This window comes from Chryseobacterium culicis (genome assembly GCF_002979755.1).
GTDB lineage: Bacteria > Bacteroidota > Bacteroidia > Flavobacteriales > Weeksellaceae > Chryseobacterium > Chryseobacterium culicis_A.
The window spans coordinates 332,017-348,693 of the sequence record NZ_PCPP01000002.1 but is presented as its reverse complement, the minus strand read 5'-3'; the positions used below and the strand labels follow the sequence as shown (position 1 = coordinate 348,693).

16 protein-coding genes are annotated in these 16,677 nt (G+C 37.3%); 14 read left to right on the top strand and 2 right to left on the bottom strand.

Annotation, left to right across the window (positions count from 1 at the left end; genetic code table 11):
• The first annotated feature begins 8 nt into the window (after positions 1-8).
• The 11 genes from nrfD (at position 9) to CQ022_RS14650 (ending at position 11,596) form a co-directional block, all read left to right on the top strand.
• Positions 9-1,406 carry an NrfD/PsrC family molybdoenzyme membrane anchor subunit gene (gene nrfD, locus CQ022_RS14700; RefSeq protein WP_047380200.1) on the top strand — a complete coding sequence of 466 codons (1,398 nt, stop codon included), beginning with the start codon at positions 9-11 and terminating at the stop codon, positions 1,404-1,406.
• The gene (locus tag CQ022_RS14695; protein ID WP_047376185.1) at positions 1,393-1,914 is read left to right on the top strand and encodes a DUF3341 domain-containing protein; all 522 of its coding nucleotides are present in this window, start codon (positions 1,393-1,395) and stop codon (positions 1,912-1,914) included. Before nrfD ends, CQ022_RS14695 begins: the two co-directional genes overlap by 14 nt.
• Position 1,915: 1 nt before the next feature.
• Positions 1,916-2,605, top strand: coding sequence for a c-type cytochrome (locus CQ022_RS14690; protein WP_105683094.1), 690 nt, complete (start codon positions 1,916-1,918; stop codon positions 2,603-2,605).
• 8 nt (positions 2,606-2,613) lie between these two features.
• Positions 2,614-3,945, top strand: coding sequence for a quinol:cytochrome C oxidoreductase (locus tag CQ022_RS14685; RefSeq protein ID WP_105683093.1), 1,332 nt, complete (start codon positions 2,614-2,616; stop codon positions 3,943-3,945).
• A gap of 140 nt (positions 3,946-4,085) precedes the next feature.
• Entirely contained in the window at positions 4,086-5,102 is a 1,017-nt protein-coding gene (locus CQ022_RS14680) for a hypothetical protein (RefSeq protein WP_105683408.1), read from the top strand.
• Positions 5,103-5,219: 117 nt separating this feature from the next.
• Complete coding sequence (locus CQ022_RS14675; RefSeq protein WP_105683092.1) at positions 5,220-6,419, top strand: hypothetical protein; 1,200 nt, start codon at positions 5,220-5,222, stop codon at positions 6,417-6,419.
• A 3-nt stretch (positions 6,420-6,422) separates the two neighbouring features.
• Positions 6,423-6,959: an adenine phosphoribosyltransferase gene (locus tag CQ022_RS14670; RefSeq protein ID WP_105683091.1), complete on the top strand. Its 537-nt coding sequence runs from the start codon at positions 6,423-6,425 to the stop codon at positions 6,957-6,959.
• A gap of 229 nt (positions 6,960-7,188) precedes the next feature.
• The gene (locus tag CQ022_RS14665; protein WP_105683090.1) at positions 7,189-7,896 is read left to right on the top strand and encodes a hypothetical protein; all 708 of its coding nucleotides are present in this window, start codon (positions 7,189-7,191) and stop codon (positions 7,894-7,896) included.
• A 3-nt stretch (positions 7,897-7,899) separates the two neighbouring features.
• On the top strand, positions 7,900-8,418 hold the full coding sequence (gene ribH / locus CQ022_RS14660) for a 6,7-dimethyl-8-ribityllumazine synthase (RefSeq protein WP_105683089.1): 519 nt from the start codon (positions 7,900-7,902) through the stop codon (positions 8,416-8,418).
• Positions 8,419-8,587: 169 nt separating this feature from the next.
• Complete coding sequence (locus CQ022_RS14655) at positions 8,588-10,666, top strand: alkaline phosphatase family protein (RefSeq protein ID WP_105683088.1); 2,079 nt, start codon at positions 8,588-8,590, stop codon at positions 10,664-10,666.
• A gap of 66 nt (positions 10,667-10,732) precedes the next feature.
• A complete protein-coding gene (locus CQ022_RS14650) occupies positions 10,733-11,596 on the top strand; it encodes a neutral zinc metallopeptidase (RefSeq protein WP_105683087.1) in 864 nt (287 codons plus the stop codon).
• A 58-nt stretch (positions 11,597-11,654) separates the two neighbouring features.
• Here CQ022_RS14650 and CQ022_RS14645 read toward each other — a convergent pair whose 3' ends face one another.
• Together CQ022_RS14645 and CQ022_RS14640 are read right to left on the bottom strand one after the other, a co-directional pair.
• Entirely contained in the window at positions 11,655-12,506 is an 852-nt protein-coding gene (locus CQ022_RS14645) for a GLPGLI family protein (RefSeq protein ID WP_105683086.1), read from the bottom strand.
• A gap of 12 nt (positions 12,507-12,518) precedes the next feature.
• Positions 12,519-13,469: a GLPGLI family protein gene (locus CQ022_RS14640; protein WP_105683085.1), complete on the bottom strand. Its 951-nt coding sequence runs from the start codon at positions 13,467-13,469 to the stop codon at positions 12,519-12,521.
• A 213-nt stretch (positions 13,470-13,682) separates the two neighbouring features.
• On the opposite strand from CQ022_RS14640, the gene CQ022_RS14635 reads away from it, so the two are divergent.
• The 3 genes from CQ022_RS14635 (at position 13,683) to sufC (ending at position 16,524) form a co-directional block, all read left to right on the top strand.
• Entirely contained in the window at positions 13,683-14,012 is a 330-nt protein-coding gene (locus CQ022_RS14635) for a HesB/IscA family protein (protein ID WP_027372006.1), read from the top strand.
• 83 nt (positions 14,013-14,095) lie between these two features.
• Positions 14,096-15,544 carry a Fe-S cluster assembly protein SufB gene (gene sufB / locus CQ022_RS14630; protein WP_105683084.1) on the top strand — a complete coding sequence of 483 codons (1,449 nt, stop codon included), beginning with the start codon at positions 14,096-14,098 and terminating at the stop codon, positions 15,542-15,544.
• Between the two features lie 236 nt (positions 15,545-15,780).
• Positions 15,781-16,524, top strand: coding sequence for a Fe-S cluster assembly ATPase SufC (sufC, locus tag CQ022_RS14625; protein WP_105683083.1), 744 nt, complete (start codon positions 15,781-15,783; stop codon positions 16,522-16,524).
• The last annotated feature ends 153 nt before the right edge of the window (positions 16,525-16,677 follow it).

Sequence of the window (16,677 nt, the reverse complement as noted above, 5' to 3'; positions counted from 1 at the left end):
GGTAAAAAATGTCAGGACATTACGAAGCTCCGATAAGGGAACCTCTAATTATTGGTCACAAAACTTATCACGATATTACAGAAGATATCGCACGACCTATCGAAGAAAGAGCAGGTAAATTATGGTGGATCTCATTATATGCTGCACTAGTTCTATTCCTCTATGGATTCGGCTGTATCGCGTACACTATCGGGACAGGTATTGGAGCATGGGGGCTTAACAGAACTATTAACTGGGGTTGGGATATTACCAACTTCGTATGGTGGGTAGGTATCGGTCACGCCGGGACCCTAATCTCCGCAGTATTATTATTATTTAGACAGAGATGGAGAATGTCTGTAAACAGATCTGCAGAGGCGATGACGATCTTTGCGGTTGTACAGGCAGCAATCTTCCCTGTAATCCACATGGGTAGAGTTTGGGTTGGATACTGGGTATTCCCTTTACCAAACCAGTTCGGTTCTCTTTGGGGGAACTTTAACTCTCCTCTACTTTGGGACGTATTTGCGATCTCGACGTATTTCTCAGTATCAACTGTATTCTGGTTCATGGGACTAATCCCTGACTTTGCAATGATCAGAGATAGAGCTAAAACTCCTTGGACTAAGAAAATTTATACATTCCTTGCATTCGGTTGGGGTGGTAAAGCAAAACACTGGCAAAGATTCGAAGAACTTTCTTTGGTTCTTGCAGGTTTGGCTACTCCACTTGTATTCTCAGTACACACAACCGTATCTTTTGACTTCGCAACTTCAGTTATTAAAGGATGGCACTCAACAATCTACCCTCCTTACTTCGTTGCTGGGGCGATCTTCTCAGGATTTGCAATGGTACAGACCCTATTGTTAATTGCAAGAAAAGTGTGTCACTTAGAAGAATATATTACAATGTATCATATCGAAATTATGAACATCGTAATCGTTCTTACAGGGGGTATGGTAACTGTAGCTTATGCTACTGAATATTTCATCGGATGGTACTCAGGATCTAGATTTGAAGATTTCACATATCTTTCTCCAGGTGCTGCTGTAGGACCTTACTGGTGGGCATTCTGGTCATTGATCATCTGTAACCTTGTGGTTCCTGCTTCTTTCTGGTTCAAAAGACTTAGAACGAACATTATCTGGACATTCATTGTTGCATTAATCATCAACATCGGTATGTGGTTTGAGCGTTTTGATATCATCGTTATCAACCTTTCAAGAGACTACTTACCAGGATCATGGACTATGTTTAAGCCAACGATCATTGATGTGGGTGTATATTTAGGAACTATCGGATTCTTCTCTGTATTATTCTTATTGTACGCAAGAACATTCCCTGTAATTGCACAGGCTGAATTAAAATCGATTTTGAAAATCTCAGGTGAAACTTATAAAGCAAAAGAAGGAGATGAGCACCACTAAAATTGTATACGGACTTTATGCTGACGACGACGATTTAATGAACGGCGTTAAAGCATTCAACGATAAAGGAATCGCTATAAACGAAGTATATACTCCGTTTCCGGTTCACGGACTAGACAAGGCTTTAGGGTTAAAGAAAACGAGAATTTCTGATGCCGCATTCTTATATGCTCTTTACGGTGTTACTATCGGTGCTACTGTAACTTGGTATGTGATGAATCATGACTGGCCGCAGAATATCGGTGGTAAACCAGCTTTCGACTGGGCACACAACATGCCGGCATTCGTAGTTCCAATGTTCGAATTAATGGTATTCTGTGCTGCTCACATGATGTCTTTAACTTTCTTGGTTAGAAACAAAATGTATCCGGGAGCACCAGCTCAGAACCCAGACCCGAGAACTACTGATGATAAATTCATGATGGAATTTGTAACTGAAGATGTAGAATCTGTAAAACAGTTGCTTATTGAAACTGGAGTTGAAGAAATAACTGTTAAAGACGCTTAAAATGAAAAAGAATGTATTAAAAATTACAGCAGTTTTAGGTTTAACAACAGTTTTACTTAACTCTTGCGGACCAAAGGAGAATACTCCGCTGGTATATTTCCCGGACATGTATTTTCCGGTAGCTTATGATCCATTGATGAAAGCTCAGGATGCTTATTCAGATCATGAAAATGAAATTCCTGCTTTTGTTAAAAATAGTGGTGCAACAGGTCTTTCTCCAGTAGAAGGATCAGTTGCTCAAAATAAAGATGGCGTTTTTGAAGAAAGCTTATTACCTAAAAATGTTGACGAGTACAACGCTGGGTATGAAGCTTCTAAAAAGCTTACAGTATCTCCTCTAAACCCGGCTAATGCAGCTAAGGATATTGAAAGAGGAAAAATATTGTTTGATCACACTTGTGCGGCATGTCACGGAACAGGAGGTGATGGACAAGGACCTATCGTACAAAGTGGGGCATTCTCCGGAGTACCCAACTATGCAGACAGAGAAATTACTGTAGGATCTGTTCATTATGTATTAACAAACGGTAGAAATGCAATGGGATCTTATGCGGGACAACTGAACGCAGGAGACAGATGGAGAGTGGCTTTGTATGTGATGAGTGCTTTCAAAAAAGGAGCAGCAGCACCGGCAGCAGCTACAGCGGCGGCACCAGCAACAACTGAAACGACTACCGAAACTAAAAAATAAGAAAAGAAATGTATAGTTTTTCACCAAAATTAAAATCAACTTCTATAATACTTCTTGTTGTAGGTTTAGTTCTTTTCGGTATTGGTTTCTTTTTGAACAAAGGAATTTCTACTGAGAAAATAGAACAAATGATGGAAGCTGTTCATGCTTCTGGTCATAATGCTCCTACACACTCAAGTGAAATGGTGGGACCACAGGATCACGCAGCTCATTTAGAGCATGCTGAGCTTCAGGTTCACAACCAGCCATTAGCATCGCTGCACTTTGTAGCTGTCTTTTTCTTTGGAGTAAGTTGCGCTGTACTGTTCTTCTACTGTATTCAGCACGCAGCTCACGCAGGATGGCCTATTATCATCACAAGAGTAATGGAGGCTATTGCTTCTTATATTCCTTACGGTGGTGCAATCCTGATTATCCTGATGATCTTAAACATCACTCATAATGGTCATTTGTTCCATTGGATGGACCCTGAATTGACAAATCCAGAGTCTGCTCATTTTGACGTGATCCTATTTGAAAAGAAAAGATTCTTAAATATTCCTTTCTATGCAATCAGAACGTTCATCTATGTATTAGGTGCTTCTTTCTTCGCTTGGAAACTGAAAGCTCAGTCTAAAAAAGTAGACGAGACAAAATCAAAAGTAGAATATCAATTCCTTTACAGATGGGCAGTAGGATATATCGCATTCTTCGGATTTGCTTCTGCAGCTTGGGCTTGGGACTGGTTGATGTCTATTGACCCTCACTGGTACTCTACAATGTATATCTGGTATTCTATGGTTAGCTGCCTATCAAGTGGTATTGCTGTCATCATCTTATTAAGTGTTTATCTTAAGAAAAATGGTTTCTTACCACAGTTCAATGACAACCACTTACACGATTTAGGAGTTTTCCTTTTCGCTACAAGTATGCTTTGGACATATACATGGTTCGCTCAGTTCATGCTTTACTGGTATGCAAACGTTCCGGAAGAGGTTAACTACTTCTTCGGTAGATTCCAGCACTATGGTACTACGTTTTTACCAATGCTGATTGTTAACTTCTTATTACCACTATTGGTATTAGTAAGCAGCAGCATCAAGAGAAACTACAAAGTAGTTACCACAATGGCAGTAGTAGTGATCTTAGGACACCTTTTAGATTACTTCAACATGGTAATGCCGGGAACGGTAGGACCATACTGGAACACTCCTGAAGTATTCTTGTTAATCCTAGGAGCAGTTCTATTCGTAGCAGGATTATTTATGTTTACTGTTCTTTCAGCTTTATCTAAACTGAAGTTGATTCCTACAGGAAACCCATTCTTACACGAATCTGAAATTTATGAGTATCCTTTCTAAGGACTTGTAACAAAATAAAAATATAAAAGACTGATTGGTAAAACGATCAGTCTTTTTTTATGCATATCCAGCAACAGGCAACCATTCTGTTCGTTATGCGTCTCTATAATGAGATCAACAACCAAAAACAAAATCTTATTATGAAAACAAAACTTTTCATTTACTCCTTCTTTCTGTTTCTCTATAGTTTTATTCAGGCTCAGACAATCACGTTCGTTTCTGAAAAAAGTAATCATCCTCTTCCCAGAGTTTCTGTGTTTGGAAAAGACGGAGCTATTCTCGCATATTCGGATATTGAAGGCAAGATCGACAAACAATCTCTGTCGCCTTCCCAGGAAAAGTTTCAGATTGTCTATAATAATTTTCCGGTGGCCACTTTATCATATTCCGACTTTGATCAATCTGTGATAAAAATCAATGATCAGGTAAAGGAAATTGAAACGGTAGTGATTAAAAATAATAAACCCGCCAAATACATTTTCATCAAAGGAAATTTTAATGCTTATGTAACGGTAAATAATAAACTTAACAGTTATGCCGACGGTATTGTAACCTACATTTTTGATAATAAAACAAAAAAACTGAAAAGCACGAATGTAGAACAGTACAGAGTTTTCAGACTGACAGAATCTAAAAATGAGAAAAAGGAAACTTCATCATGGGATTATGGAAATTCTTTAGAGATTCCAAAACTTAAAAATGTAGGAAATCCGGAAGAATATAAAACAAAAAAAAATACAATTAGAGAATTGAAAGGTGATCGCAAAGATCAGATTGAAGTAACCGGGGCTGCTCTTCAGGAAAAAGAATTTTCATTCTTCGGATACCGGTTTTACGATATAAAATCAATTTTAAACATGTCCTTTGAAAAGGGATCAGAAAAGACTTTAAAAGATTTCCTGGAATACAATGAACTGGTTTTTGTAAAACTTAAACATAAAAGTGAACCCAGTTACAATCAGATTGCGCTTTACACCAATTTCTATCCCACAGAACTGAGTTTCAATAATGATAACAAGATTGAAAAAGTAAAATTCAATAAAGAAAACAGCAGCTACCAGACCTCCTATTGGCAGGACTCTTCATTCCCGAATATGCAAACCATATTCAGTAATTTTTTCAAAGGAGATTTAAAAGAACAGCCGAATAAAAGATAGGAACATCAGCTTCACTCAATCCACGGAAAAGAAATAAATCAGCCGGAAAACATAAAGTAAAAAATAAAATCCAGTATTAATAAAGGTTTTATTAAATTTGCAACAAACCAAATAAAAATGAAAAAGTTTTCTTTTCTACTTGTTTTCAGTCTGTTGCTTTTTACAGCATGTAAGAAAGATCATGTAGATGCTACGAATACTAAAACACTGCAGTCAAGTATCAATGATATGACTTCCAGTTTACCTACCATTAAGCAGATTAAGTTTAATGAGGCTCTTTATATCCTTAAAACATTTGGAGTAGAGGCAGATGGTGATATCAATGAATTAAAAGCTCTTGGGAAACTGATTAACGGGAAAAAAGTTCCTGAAATCATGTCTCTGGCTGACGAAGTTGCACAGAAAAACGGAATAGAATGGGCAAGTACTGCTCCACCATCCCTTGGAGAAATGAATATCTTCGGAGATGATAAAGCCAAAGAAAGCGATCCTAATGATGTAAAAGCAGGATCATTAAGCCTTGTAACAAGACCTACAGGAGATGACGGAACCGGAGCGCCTACGGCAATTCAGATTGTTCCAAGACTTGTAGATGCAGCCGGAAACCCTGTATCTTTCACAGGAGCTGGTCTGGAAGCCACTCTTGAAGTGTTCAGTAACGGGGTAAGACTGGCTACTGCTAAAAACCTGATGCAGGATAATAACTTTAAAGGGTTCAATTTAAAGTTCTCCTCTATTCCGGCAGCAAAAGTAATAGACAATAAAATTGATATCACGGTTTCTGTAAAAACAACGGCTAAGACTTTCAAAATGTCTAAAATCGGTCTTGATGTCAATGCAGCAGCATTAAAAGTTCCTACAGTTCCAAAAACTGATTCGACCGCTGTTCCTGAACAACCAAGTGCTGTAATTGATCCAAACAATCCAACAGCTACTCCTGGTGCAACAACTGATCCTGCAACAGCCACTCCTGCAGCTCCAGCAGCACCAAAGCAACCGACAGCAGACCCTAAAAATACTGTAAGCAAATTTTTGAACAGTGTAAGTTCTCAGAATTTAAAAGCAGCATACGAAACAGCAAGCAATCCAAGCTGGGGAAGTTATGAATCCTTTTCAAACCCTACTTCAGGTTTTGGATCGGTGAAAAACGTAAGCGTAAAGAATATTACTACCAGCGGTGCTAATGCAAACAGTGCCAGCGTAAACGCTACTTATGACGTAACGGATAAAAGCGGTAAGACGACTTCTTTAAAAGTAACTTTCGGGCTTAAAAATGTAAATGGAGACTGGAAAATTTCCAGCTATAAAATCAATTAATAAATGGCTTCAGCAGAACTGATCAAGAAACTAGAAGAAACAATTGAAAATATCCCCGATTTTCCTATTCCGGGAATACAGTTTAAGGATATTTCGCCCATCTTTTTAGACCCAAAACTTTATGAAGATGTTATTGCAGATCTTGCAGCCTTCAGTAAAGGAAAAATAGATGCAGTATGCGGAATTGAAAGCCGCGGTTACCTCTTCGGAATCGCTATCGCTGTGGCATTGGAAGTTCCATTCATCTTAATCAGAAAAGCCGGAAAACTTCCTCCTCCCATCATCTCAGAAAAATATGATCTGGAATATGGAAGTGCTATTATCGAAACCCGTGAAGGACAGATAAAACCAGGACAAAGAGTTTTAATTCATGATGATCTTTTAGCAACAGGAGGCACTACAGAAGCAGCAGCTAAATTAGTAGAAAAGCAAGGAGCAATTGTTTCACAATTTAGTTTCCTTATCGGCTTAGAAGGCTTAAACGGTGATGAAAAACTGAAAAAATTCGGTGCTGAAATCTACCATATTTTAGGGTATTAAGATATAATATATATGCTTCGACAGGCTCAGCATGACAACACTAATAATTTACTGTGAGATAAGAACAGGTAGTATTAGAAGGGTCATGCTAAGCTCAGTCGAAGCATCTTTTTTTAATAAATTCATCACTCACGATTAACAATTCACAAAATTTCATCAATAATACTCACAAAGTATTTTGTAAATCTCTCAGAAACAATTAAATTTGCATTTCAATTTTTAAAAACTTATGGCAAAATTGGGAAAGAGTGCTCAGAACGAGCAAGAAGGTAAAGAAACAGTTGAGTTCTTTAAAGACCTTGACAGAGAAGCTTTAAACACTGAAAAATTCGTTGAAAAATATTCAAAACCTCTTGGTTTGGTATTTGGAGTATTGATTTTAGGAGTTTTAGGATTCTTTGCTTATAAGCAATTCGTAGTTGCTCCAAAGAACACTGAAGCTGTAAAAAGTTTCCTTGCTGCTCAAAAAAACCTTGCAGAAGGCAAAGATAAAGATGCTTTAGGTGGAAAATCTGCAGCTAACCCTGGTTTTATAGGTACAGCTAATGAATATTCTTCTACTGAGATCGGTAAACTTTCTTCTTATAATGCCGGTTTATTAAAATTCAAAGAAGGAAAGTTCCAGGAAGCTTATGATCTTTTAGATAAATTCTCTTCCAAAAACAAAACTTTGATGGCAATGAAGTACGGAGCTATGGCAGATGCTAAATCAGGTCTTAACAAAAATGATGAGGCTTTAGGTTTGCTAGACCAGGCTGCAACAGCATCTGATGATCCTTATACAACCTATTATTTCACAAGAAAAGCAGGGATTGTTGCTTTAGGATTAAAGAAAAATACAGAAGCTAAAAAATACTTCTCAGCAATTGACGAGAAATATCAGGACTACGACAACGGAATGTCTGATTCTTATATTGAAATGACTAAATATTATTAAAAAATGGCAACAGTTAATCTTTCCGATTACAAGCCACTTCATATAACTAATGCCGAAGATTTTTCTATCGGCATTGTTTTTTCTGAGTGGAATGATTTTGTAACCTACAATCTTCGTGATGCAGCTTTGGAAATTCTTGAAAAAGAAGGGGTAAAACCTGAAAACATCAAACTTTTCCCTGTTCCCGGAGCTTTTGAATTAAGCTATGCAAGTATGCAGCTTTGCAAAGAGAGAAAATATGACGCAATAATCTCTATAGGATGTGTGATCCGTGGGGAAACACCTCATTTTGATTATGTATGTTCTGCAGTAGCACAGGGAATCAAAGATTGTAATATCATGACGGATACTCCTACAATTTTCTGTGTATTAACAGATGATACAAAGGAACAGTCTATTGCAAGAAGCGGCGGTGACCTTGGAAACAAAGGTGTAGAAGCAGCTGTAACAGCTCTTAGAATGATTGATTTCAAAAAGAATTTATCTGATAAGAAAGGGAATATTGGTTTCGGTCACTCTTAACCACTTATTCACTTTGACTATATAATGGGGACTATTTTTTGATAGTCCTTTTTTATTAGGGTAAAAATAATTCATAAATCTTATTAATAAAAAGGATGTTTTTCTTTTTTTCCATCAAAAGTTCTCCACAAAAACTATCTTTGTGAAAACCAATAAAAACAGTCAATACATGTTTTTAAAAAAAATAAAACCTTTCCTCTATTTAGGAATTTTCTATCTTATTATTTCTTTGATAATAAGAACAGTATTCTTTTTTCATCCTATTACTACCGCTAGTTTCGGATTTTTCGAAGTCGTAAAAGTTTTGTTAATCGGTCTTGTGAATGACGTTTTTGTTTTCATACTGGCCAGCTCTATCCTCGCTCTTTACTTCCTCTTTCTTTCCAATTCAAAATATAAAAAACCTTACGGTAATATTATTTTGGGAGCATTGGTTCTATTCTTCCTTTATATATGGCTTGTTCCCAATAATATATTCAAGCAATATGGAGGTTCTATCATGGAAATCGCTCTTGTGTTTGTAGGAATAAAGACTCTTTTCTTCGGATTGATGCTGTTCCTTCCTACACAAAGAACCAAGATCCGTAACACATTATATTTCATCACATTACTATTATATGTTCTTCTGATTATTTTCAACGGAGTAAGTGAATACTTCTTTTATAATGAATTTGGAGTTCGTTATAATTTTATTGCAGTAGATTATCTTATTTACACCAATGAGGTGATTGGAAATATCATGGAAAGCTACCCTGTTGTTCCATTGTTTTCCGGAATCATGATCGTTACCCTTACCATCACATGGTTTATTTATAAGAAAACAAAAGATGAGCTGCTGGAACTTCCGGATTTTAAACAAAAAATGGTTCTTCTGGGCAGTTTCATGGTACTTTGTGCTTTGAGTGCACTGGCAATCCCTTCGTTGATGCAAATCAAATCTGATAATGTTTTTGCCGATGAAATTGAAGCCAACGGAATTCCTAAGTTTTATTGGGCCTTTACCCATAATGAACTGGATTATTTCCAGTTTTATTCACAGATTAATCAGCAACAGGCCGAAAAGAATTTCTTGAGCCAGTATCCACAACATACATTATCAAGAGCTGTTGTTGCAGAGCAGCCGGAAGCAAAGAAAAATGTAGTGCTGATCTCTATAGAAAGTCTTTCTGCGGACTTCATGGAACACTATGGTAATACACAAAAAATTACTCCTTTCCTGGACAGCCTTGCAGATAAATCCCTGATGTTTACCAATCTTTATGCTACAGGAAACAGAACTGTAAGAGGATTGGAAGCCCTGACTCTTTGTATTCCTCCCACTGCAGGAGAAAGTATCATCAAAAGAGATGACAATAAAAAGAAATTCACAACCGGAAGCGTCTTCAAATCCAAAGGATATGATGTAAAGTTTTTATATGGTGGATACAGCTATTTTGATAATATGCAGGACTTCTTCGGTGGAAACGGCTATGGTATTGTAGACAGAAACAACTTTAAGCCTGAAGAAATTACTTTTGCCAATGTTTGGGGCGTTGCTGATGAAGATATGGCAAGAAAAGCTATTCAGGTGATGAATGCTGAAGCCAAGTCGGGAAAACCTTTTTTCAATCATTGGATGACGGTTTCCAATCACAGACCATTTACTTATCCTGACGGAAGAATTGATATCCCGGGAACAGCAAAATCCCGCGAAGGAGGTGTAAAATATACTGATTATTCTCTTAAGCTATTCTTTGATATGGCGAAAAAGCAAGACTGGTATAAAAACACTGTTTTTGTCATTATTGCAGACCACTGTGCATCCAGTGCAGGGAAAACAGAACTTCCTATGGATAAATACAGAATTCCTGCAATGATTTTCTCAGAAGGATTTATTCAGCCTCAGAAATTCGATGCATTGATGTCCCAGATAGATGTGATGCCTACTCTTTTTGGATTATTAAATTTCAGCTATCAGTCTAAATTTTTAGGACAGGATGTCTTCAGACAGGAATTCCAGCCTAAAGCTTATGTGGCAACATATCAAGACCTTGGGTTTATCAAAGGGGATCGTTTGACCATTATTTCTCCGGTAAAAAAGGTAAAACAATATTCTTTGGAACTGGAAAAAAGTGATCTGAAACCCGCATTTAAACTGTATTACGACGAAAAATTATTAAAAAATCCAGAGCAGAAACTGGTAGATGATGCTGTATCAGCCTATCAGTCTACTTCTTACTGGCTAAAAACAAAACAACTGAACAGATAAATATCTAGATATTTTTCGCTTATAATTTGGCGTAAAATATTTAAATTAACCCATAAATTTATTAGTATGAAATGGACAGACGACAGAGGCGGAAACGTTGATGACCGCCGTGGTTCAGGAGGCGGTGGTGGCGGAATGATTGTAGGAGGAGGACTCGGAACATTAATTATAGCAGCCATCGTGTTCTTTTTGGGAGGCGACCCGTCCGGTATTTTAAATTCCGGCAGTATGCAATCTTCAGGAAATTCCGGAGAACAAAGAGAGCTTACAGCCAGTGAAAAACAAATCGGAGAAATGGTGGATATGATGGCCAAATGGAATATTCTTACCTGGGATCAGATTTTTAAGGAAAACGGAATGACTTATAGTGCTCCTCAGGTGGTTCTTTTTGAGAATACAACTTCTTCAGCATGTGGTACTGCTCAATCTGCCATGGGACCTTTCTACTGCCCTGCTGATCAGAAAGTCTATATGGATATGAGCTTTTTTGGTGAACTTCAGCAAAAGTTTGGGGCTAAAGTAACAGAATTTACAGTAGCCTATGTGCTTGCTCACGAAGTGGGACACCATGTGCAGACTCTTTTAGGAACGACCCAAAAAGTAGATCAATTAAGAAGAAGCGGAAGATATTCTGAAGAGCAAATGAACAGAGTGTCTGTTGCTACAGAGCTACAGGCTGATTTTTATGCCGGAGTCTGGGCTAAAAGAACCAATGACAGCAAACATATTTTGGAGCCCGGAGACATTGAATCCGCGATAGATGCTGCAGAAGCTGTTGGAGATGATAACATCCAGAAAAGAGCACAGGGATATGTGAATCAGGAAAGCTTCACTCACGGATCTTCTGCTCAGCGTAAAGAATGGTTTATGAAAGGTTACAACACCGGAGATATCAGACAGGGTGATACTTTCAACCAGCTATTAAAATAATTTCATCAAAAAGATGATATAAAAAAATGCGGTCTCACGATAAGACCGCATTTTTTATTTATTGCAATTCGATAGGGTTAGAATTTTTCTTCGCTTCTTCCTTCACCCTTTCTTCCATTCTCTTTCTCATATCAGCAGGATTCTGGTTTCCACCGCCTCCAGGACCTCTTCCACCACCTATTCTCATTGGAGCAGTAATACCTCCACCACTTTGATTCATGAATGACATGGGGTCGGTTTTAAACTTTTGCTGCTGTTTTAAATAATCTCCTCTTTTCACTTTTAATGTATTACCAAACTGGTTCAAAGTAGGAAACTCAGCAATTTTATAATTCTTCATTAAATCAAAAGAGTAATCGCCTTTATCATCTTCAACTTTTACAATCAGTCCAGGAAGTCCTCCGAATTTATAAGGTCCATCCTGATAAGGAAGATCTGTTGTAAACCATGCTGTCCATTTTCTCCCTCCAAAATCCGTTTCAGCCTTCTGAACCTTGTATTCGCCTATTTTTCTTGTTTCCGATTCAATTTTCCAGTTCAGTGGCCTGTCTTCTTCATAAGAATAGAGATCACGTCCTATTCTGTCTTTAAAATACGTCTTTTGGTTCGTCTTATCCTTTTCTACAGAGTAGTTGATATTCGTTCTCAAACCTTCCATCTGATCTCTGTTGATACTTCCTCTTCCGCCTCCACCTTGAAATGCTTTTTGCATGATGGAATCTCTTTTAATCCTGTTTTCAGAATAAAACACTGATTTTTCCGGAGAAATATCCAGATACGCGTTTTCCGTCTTGATATCTGTTTTATTTTCGGCATCAGGCTTCATAGTCACCTGATACACAAACCTGTTTGTCTGTGCAGAAACATTCTGTATGAAGAGCGCTAATGCGATGATACCTAATTTTTTCATTTATATTTTTATTTATTTTAATTCAATGGGGTTCTGGACTGTAGTTGTAGAAGAAATTCCTGCAGATGGACTTTGTGATATCGGACCTCCTTGATTATCGCCTCCCATTCCGCCTCTGTGCATTCCGCCACCGCCATGGCCTCCTCTCATTCCTCCTCCATTCATACCACCGCCGCCCATTCCGCCGCCATGTCTTCCCCCTCCGAAATTCATATTTCCATCTCCACTATTCCCTGCCATATCTTTTCTGTTTTTACCCAACTCCAGTTCCAGAGCAGCTTTATCACCATGGAAGTTGACTCTCGTACTTTGTTTAGCATCGGAGCTTACCTGTTCTTCGAAAGCATTCTTAACGGTAATCTTTTTAACAAGGTCAAATTTATAATCTCCTTTATCATCTTCCAGTTTTACAATCAGTCCGGGTAATCCGGAGAATTTATAAGGCCCGTCAGAGAAAGGAATCTCTTTGGTAAACCATGCCGTCCAGACTCTTCCTCCAAACTCAGCAACTGCTTTTTGAGCAGAATATCCATTCTGTTTTTCAACAATATTTGTTACGTCCCACTTTACAGGTCTGTCTTCCTGATAATAAATTTGTCTTCCGGCTGCCTTTTCATAATAATACACTTTTTGGTCGGGAATAGTCTTAGTAATAAAATATTCAAAAAAAGTAGGTTCAAAATTTTTCTTTCCTTCTATTTTTGAAAAATCTTTTTCCTCTTTTTTATGATTTTCTTTCATTTCTGATCTGACAGCAGTAAAAAGAGAATCTCTTTTCAATTTATTTTCGCTGATAAATAAAGAATGATCTCCTTTAATATCCAGAAAAGTTCTTTCACTTTTCATACTCACCAGATTGATGGAATCCGGATTTACAAGCGTTTCATAAACAAATCTTGTAGTCTGACCATAAGATACTATCGTGAAAAACAATACAAAAAAAGCGGCTACTTTTTGTTTCATTACCTATTTTCTTTATAGATCGAAAATACGATTCAAGGTTAAAATCCCGAATGAAATCTTCACATGATGAGAAGAAATTTATCTATTTTTAACATAAATAGTTGCCTTGAAGATCGCTATTAATATCAGAATCATTAAAATAGATATCTTCGATTTGAGATTGCGGAAATTAGTTCGTATTTTTGCATCATTAAATCATTCTAAATAAATACAATGATAAAAGTATCAGACTATGCAAAGGAGAAAGCCATCCAGTTAATGACGGAAGATGGTTTTAACCCTGCTGAAGATTATATAAGAGTAGGGGTGAAAAGCGGCGGATGCTCTGGTTTAGAGTATGTTTTAAAGTTTGATAACCAAAAAACAGACACAGATCAGATTTTTGAAGATAATAACATCAAAATTATTATAGATAAAAAATCCATCCTTTATTTAGCGGGAACAACTCTTGAGTATTCAGGAGGATTGAACGGAAAAGGGTTTGTTTTTAACAACCCGAATGCATCCAGAACATGTGGGTGCGGGGAATCATTTAGTCTTTAGAGAAAAGACATTAGATCCTAGATTTCAGACCTCAGAGCCACTCTGAATTCTGAAATCTAACATCTGAAATCTAAAAAATTATAATGAGTAAATATACAGAAGACGATTTAAGAGTCGATCTAGAAAATAAAAAATATGAATTCGGTTGGGAAACGAAAATTGATTATGAAGATTTCCCGATCGGTTTAAATGAGGACATCGTTCGTGCCATCTCTGCTAAAAAAGAAGAGCCGGAATGGATGACTGAATGGCGTTTGGAATCTTTCAAAATCTGGCAGAAAATGGTAGAGCCTAACTGGGCTAATATCAAGTATGAAAAACCAGATTTTCAAGCAATCCGTTACTATGCTGCTCCTAAAGTAAAGCCTGAACTGGCAAGTCTTGACGAGGTAGATCCTGAATTATTAGCAACTTTTGCCAAATTAGGAATCAATATCGAAGAGCAAAAAAGACTTTCTGGAGTTGCCGTAGATATCGTAATGGACTCAGTTTCTGTGAAAACCACTTTCCAGGATACATTGGCAGAAAAAGGAATTATTTTCTGTTCCATCTCTGAGGCTATTAAAAACCATCCTGATCTAGTAAGAAAATATCTTGGAAAAGTAGTTCCAAGAGGAGATAACTTTTATGCAGCTCTGAATTCCGCAGTATTCTCTGACGGAAGTTTCTGTTATATTCCAAAAGGCGTAAAATGCCCAATGGAGCTTTCCACTTATTTCCGTATCAACCAGGCAGGAACAGGACAGTTTGAAAGAACACTTCTTGTAGCGGATGAAGGAAGTTATGTTTCTTATCTTGAAGGTTGTACAGCACCCTCTAGAGATGAAAACCAGCTTCACGCAGCGGTTGTAGAGCTTATCGCTTTAGACAATGCTGAGATTAAATATTCAACGGTACAGAACTGGTATCCTGGTAATGAAGAAGGAAAAGGAGGTGTATTCAACTTTGTAACGAAAAGAGGACTTTGCGAAAGAAATGCAAAAATCTCATGGACTCAGGTAGAAACAGGTTCTGCAGTAACATGGAAATATCCGTCTTGTATCCTTAAAGGAGACAACTCTATCGGAGAATTCTACTCTATTGCGGTAACCAATAACCACCAGTATGCAGATACAGGAACAAAAATGATCCACATTGGAAAGAATACCAAATCAACGATTATTTCTAAAGGTATTTCTGCCGGAAAATCTCAAAACTCATACAGAGGACAGGTGAAAGTAATGCCTTCTGCTAAAGGAGCAAGAAACTTCTCTCAGTGTGACTCTTTATTGATGGGTAATGAATGTGGGGCTCATACTTTCCCTTATATCGAAATCAAGGATCCAACGGCTCAGTTAGAGCATGAAGCAACGACTTCAAAAATTGGGGAAGACCAGATTTTCTATTGTAACCAGAGAGGTATTGATACTGAAAGAGCCATTGCTTTGATCGTCAATGGTTTCAGTAAAGAAGTTTTAAATAAACTTCCGATGGAATTTGCTATTGAAGCTCAGAAATTACTGGAAATTTCATTAGAAGGTTCTGTGGGATAATCCTTCAAAAAGAATCTATCAGATAAAATCCACTGATTAATGGCAAGGTTTTCAGTGTTTTTATCAGATTAAAACCGTTATTCGGGAATATAAGTTGTAATCTTCAGTGAAGATTATTACAAAACATAAAATATAGAAAGCTTCTATCCGTCTATTGAGGAAATATTCAATATAAAGAAAATGTGTATTCACAGAAGAGAAGCTCACACAATTATAAAAAGAAAAAGTTAGCAAGAATGTTACAAATTAAAGACCTTCACGCCAAAATTGAAGATGGCGCAGAAATATTAAAAGGTATTAATCTTGAGATAAAGCCAGGCGAAGTTCACGCTATTATGGGCCCGAACGGAGCTGGTAAGTCTACCCTTTCTTCTGTAATCGCAGGAAAAGAAGATTACGAAGTAACTGGTGGAGAGATCCTTTTCCAGGGAGAAGACATCAGCGAAGACGCTCCTGAAGATAGAGCTCACAAAGGAATCTTCCTTTCTTTCCAGTATCCAGTGGAAATTCCGGGAGTTTCTGTAACGAACTTTATCAAAGCTGCTTTAAATGAAACAAGAAAAGCAAACGGACTGGAAGAAATGCCGGCAAAAGAAATGCTTGCATTAATCCGCGAGAAGTCTGAAAAACTAGGGATCAAAAAAGATTTCCTTTCAAGATCATTAAACGAGGGATTCTCAGGAGGTGAAAAGAAAAGAAATGAGATCTTCCAGATGATGATGCTTAATCCTAAATTGGCTATTCTGGATGAAACAGATTCAGGATTGGATATTGATGCTTTGAGAATCGTGGCAGATGGAGTAAACCACTTTAAAAATGAAGGAAATGCAGTTCTTTTGATTACGCACTATCAGAGATTGCTTAACTATATTCAGCCTGACTTCGTTCACGTTTTAGCAGATGGAAAAATCATCAAAACCGGTGATAAATCTTTAGCATTAGAACTTGAAGAAAAGGGTTACGACTGGCTTCTTAACTAAGAAGAAAATGTATTATTTCAGAGATTAAAATTTTCACAATCATTCTTGAAACGTAGTAAAATAAAGAATCTCTATTATTAAAAATTGGATTCCCTGTTCCTCGGAATAGCAATATTTTAGTTCAAAAAAAAAGAAAAAATGGTGCAAACCACA

Excerpts from the sequence above, each read along its gene's own strand:
- CQ022_RS14695 (WP_047376185.1), top strand. The coding sequence starts at position 1,393 with ATGAGCACCACTAAAATTGTATACGGACTTTATGCTGACGACGACGAT.
- CQ022_RS14670 (WP_105683091.1), top strand. The coding sequence starts at position 6,423 with ATGGCTTCAGCAGAACTGATCAAGAAACTAGAAGAAACAATTGAAAAT.
- CQ022_RS14655 (WP_105683088.1), top strand. The coding sequence starts at position 8,588 with ATGTTTTTAAAAAAAATAAAACCTTTCCTCTATTTAGGAATTTTCTAT.
- CQ022_RS14640 (WP_105683085.1), bottom strand. The coding sequence starts at position 13,469 with ATGAAACAAAAAGTAGCCGCTTTTTTTGTATTGTTTTTCACGATAGTA.
- nrfD (WP_047380200.1), top strand. The coding sequence starts at position 9 with ATGTCAGGACATTACGAAGCTCCGATAAGGGAACCTCTAATTATTGGT.
- CQ022_RS14680 (WP_105683408.1), top strand. The coding sequence starts at position 4,086 with ATGAAAACAAAACTTTTCATTTACTCCTTCTTTCTGTTTCTCTATAGT.
- sufC (WP_105683083.1), top strand. The coding sequence starts at position 15,781 with ATGTTACAAATTAAAGACCTTCACGCCAAAATTGAAGATGGCGCAGAA.
- CQ022_RS14665 (WP_105683090.1), top strand. The coding sequence starts at position 7,189 with ATGGCAAAATTGGGAAAGAGTGCTCAGAACGAGCAAGAAGGTAAAGAA.
- CQ022_RS14645 (WP_105683086.1), bottom strand. The coding sequence starts at position 12,506 with ATGAAAAAATTAGGTATCATCGCATTAGCGCTCTTCATACAGAATGTT.
- sufB (WP_105683084.1), top strand. The coding sequence starts at position 14,096 with ATGAGTAAATATACAGAAGACGATTTAAGAGTCGATCTAGAAAATAAA.
- CQ022_RS14635 (WP_027372006.1), top strand. The coding sequence starts at position 13,683 with ATGATAAAAGTATCAGACTATGCAAAGGAGAAAGCCATCCAGTTAATG.
- CQ022_RS14685 (WP_105683093.1), top strand. The coding sequence starts at position 2,614 with ATGTATAGTTTTTCACCAAAATTAAAATCAACTTCTATAATACTTCTT.
- CQ022_RS14675 (WP_105683092.1), top strand. The coding sequence starts at position 5,220 with ATGAAAAAGTTTTCTTTTCTACTTGTTTTCAGTCTGTTGCTTTTTACA.
- CQ022_RS14650 (WP_105683087.1), top strand. The coding sequence starts at position 10,733 with ATGAAATGGACAGACGACAGAGGCGGAAACGTTGATGACCGCCGTGGT.
- CQ022_RS14690 (WP_105683094.1), top strand. The coding sequence starts at position 1,916 with ATGAAAAAGAATGTATTAAAAATTACAGCAGTTTTAGGTTTAACAACA.
- ribH (WP_105683089.1), top strand. The coding sequence starts at position 7,900 with ATGGCAACAGTTAATCTTTCCGATTACAAGCCACTTCATATAACTAAT.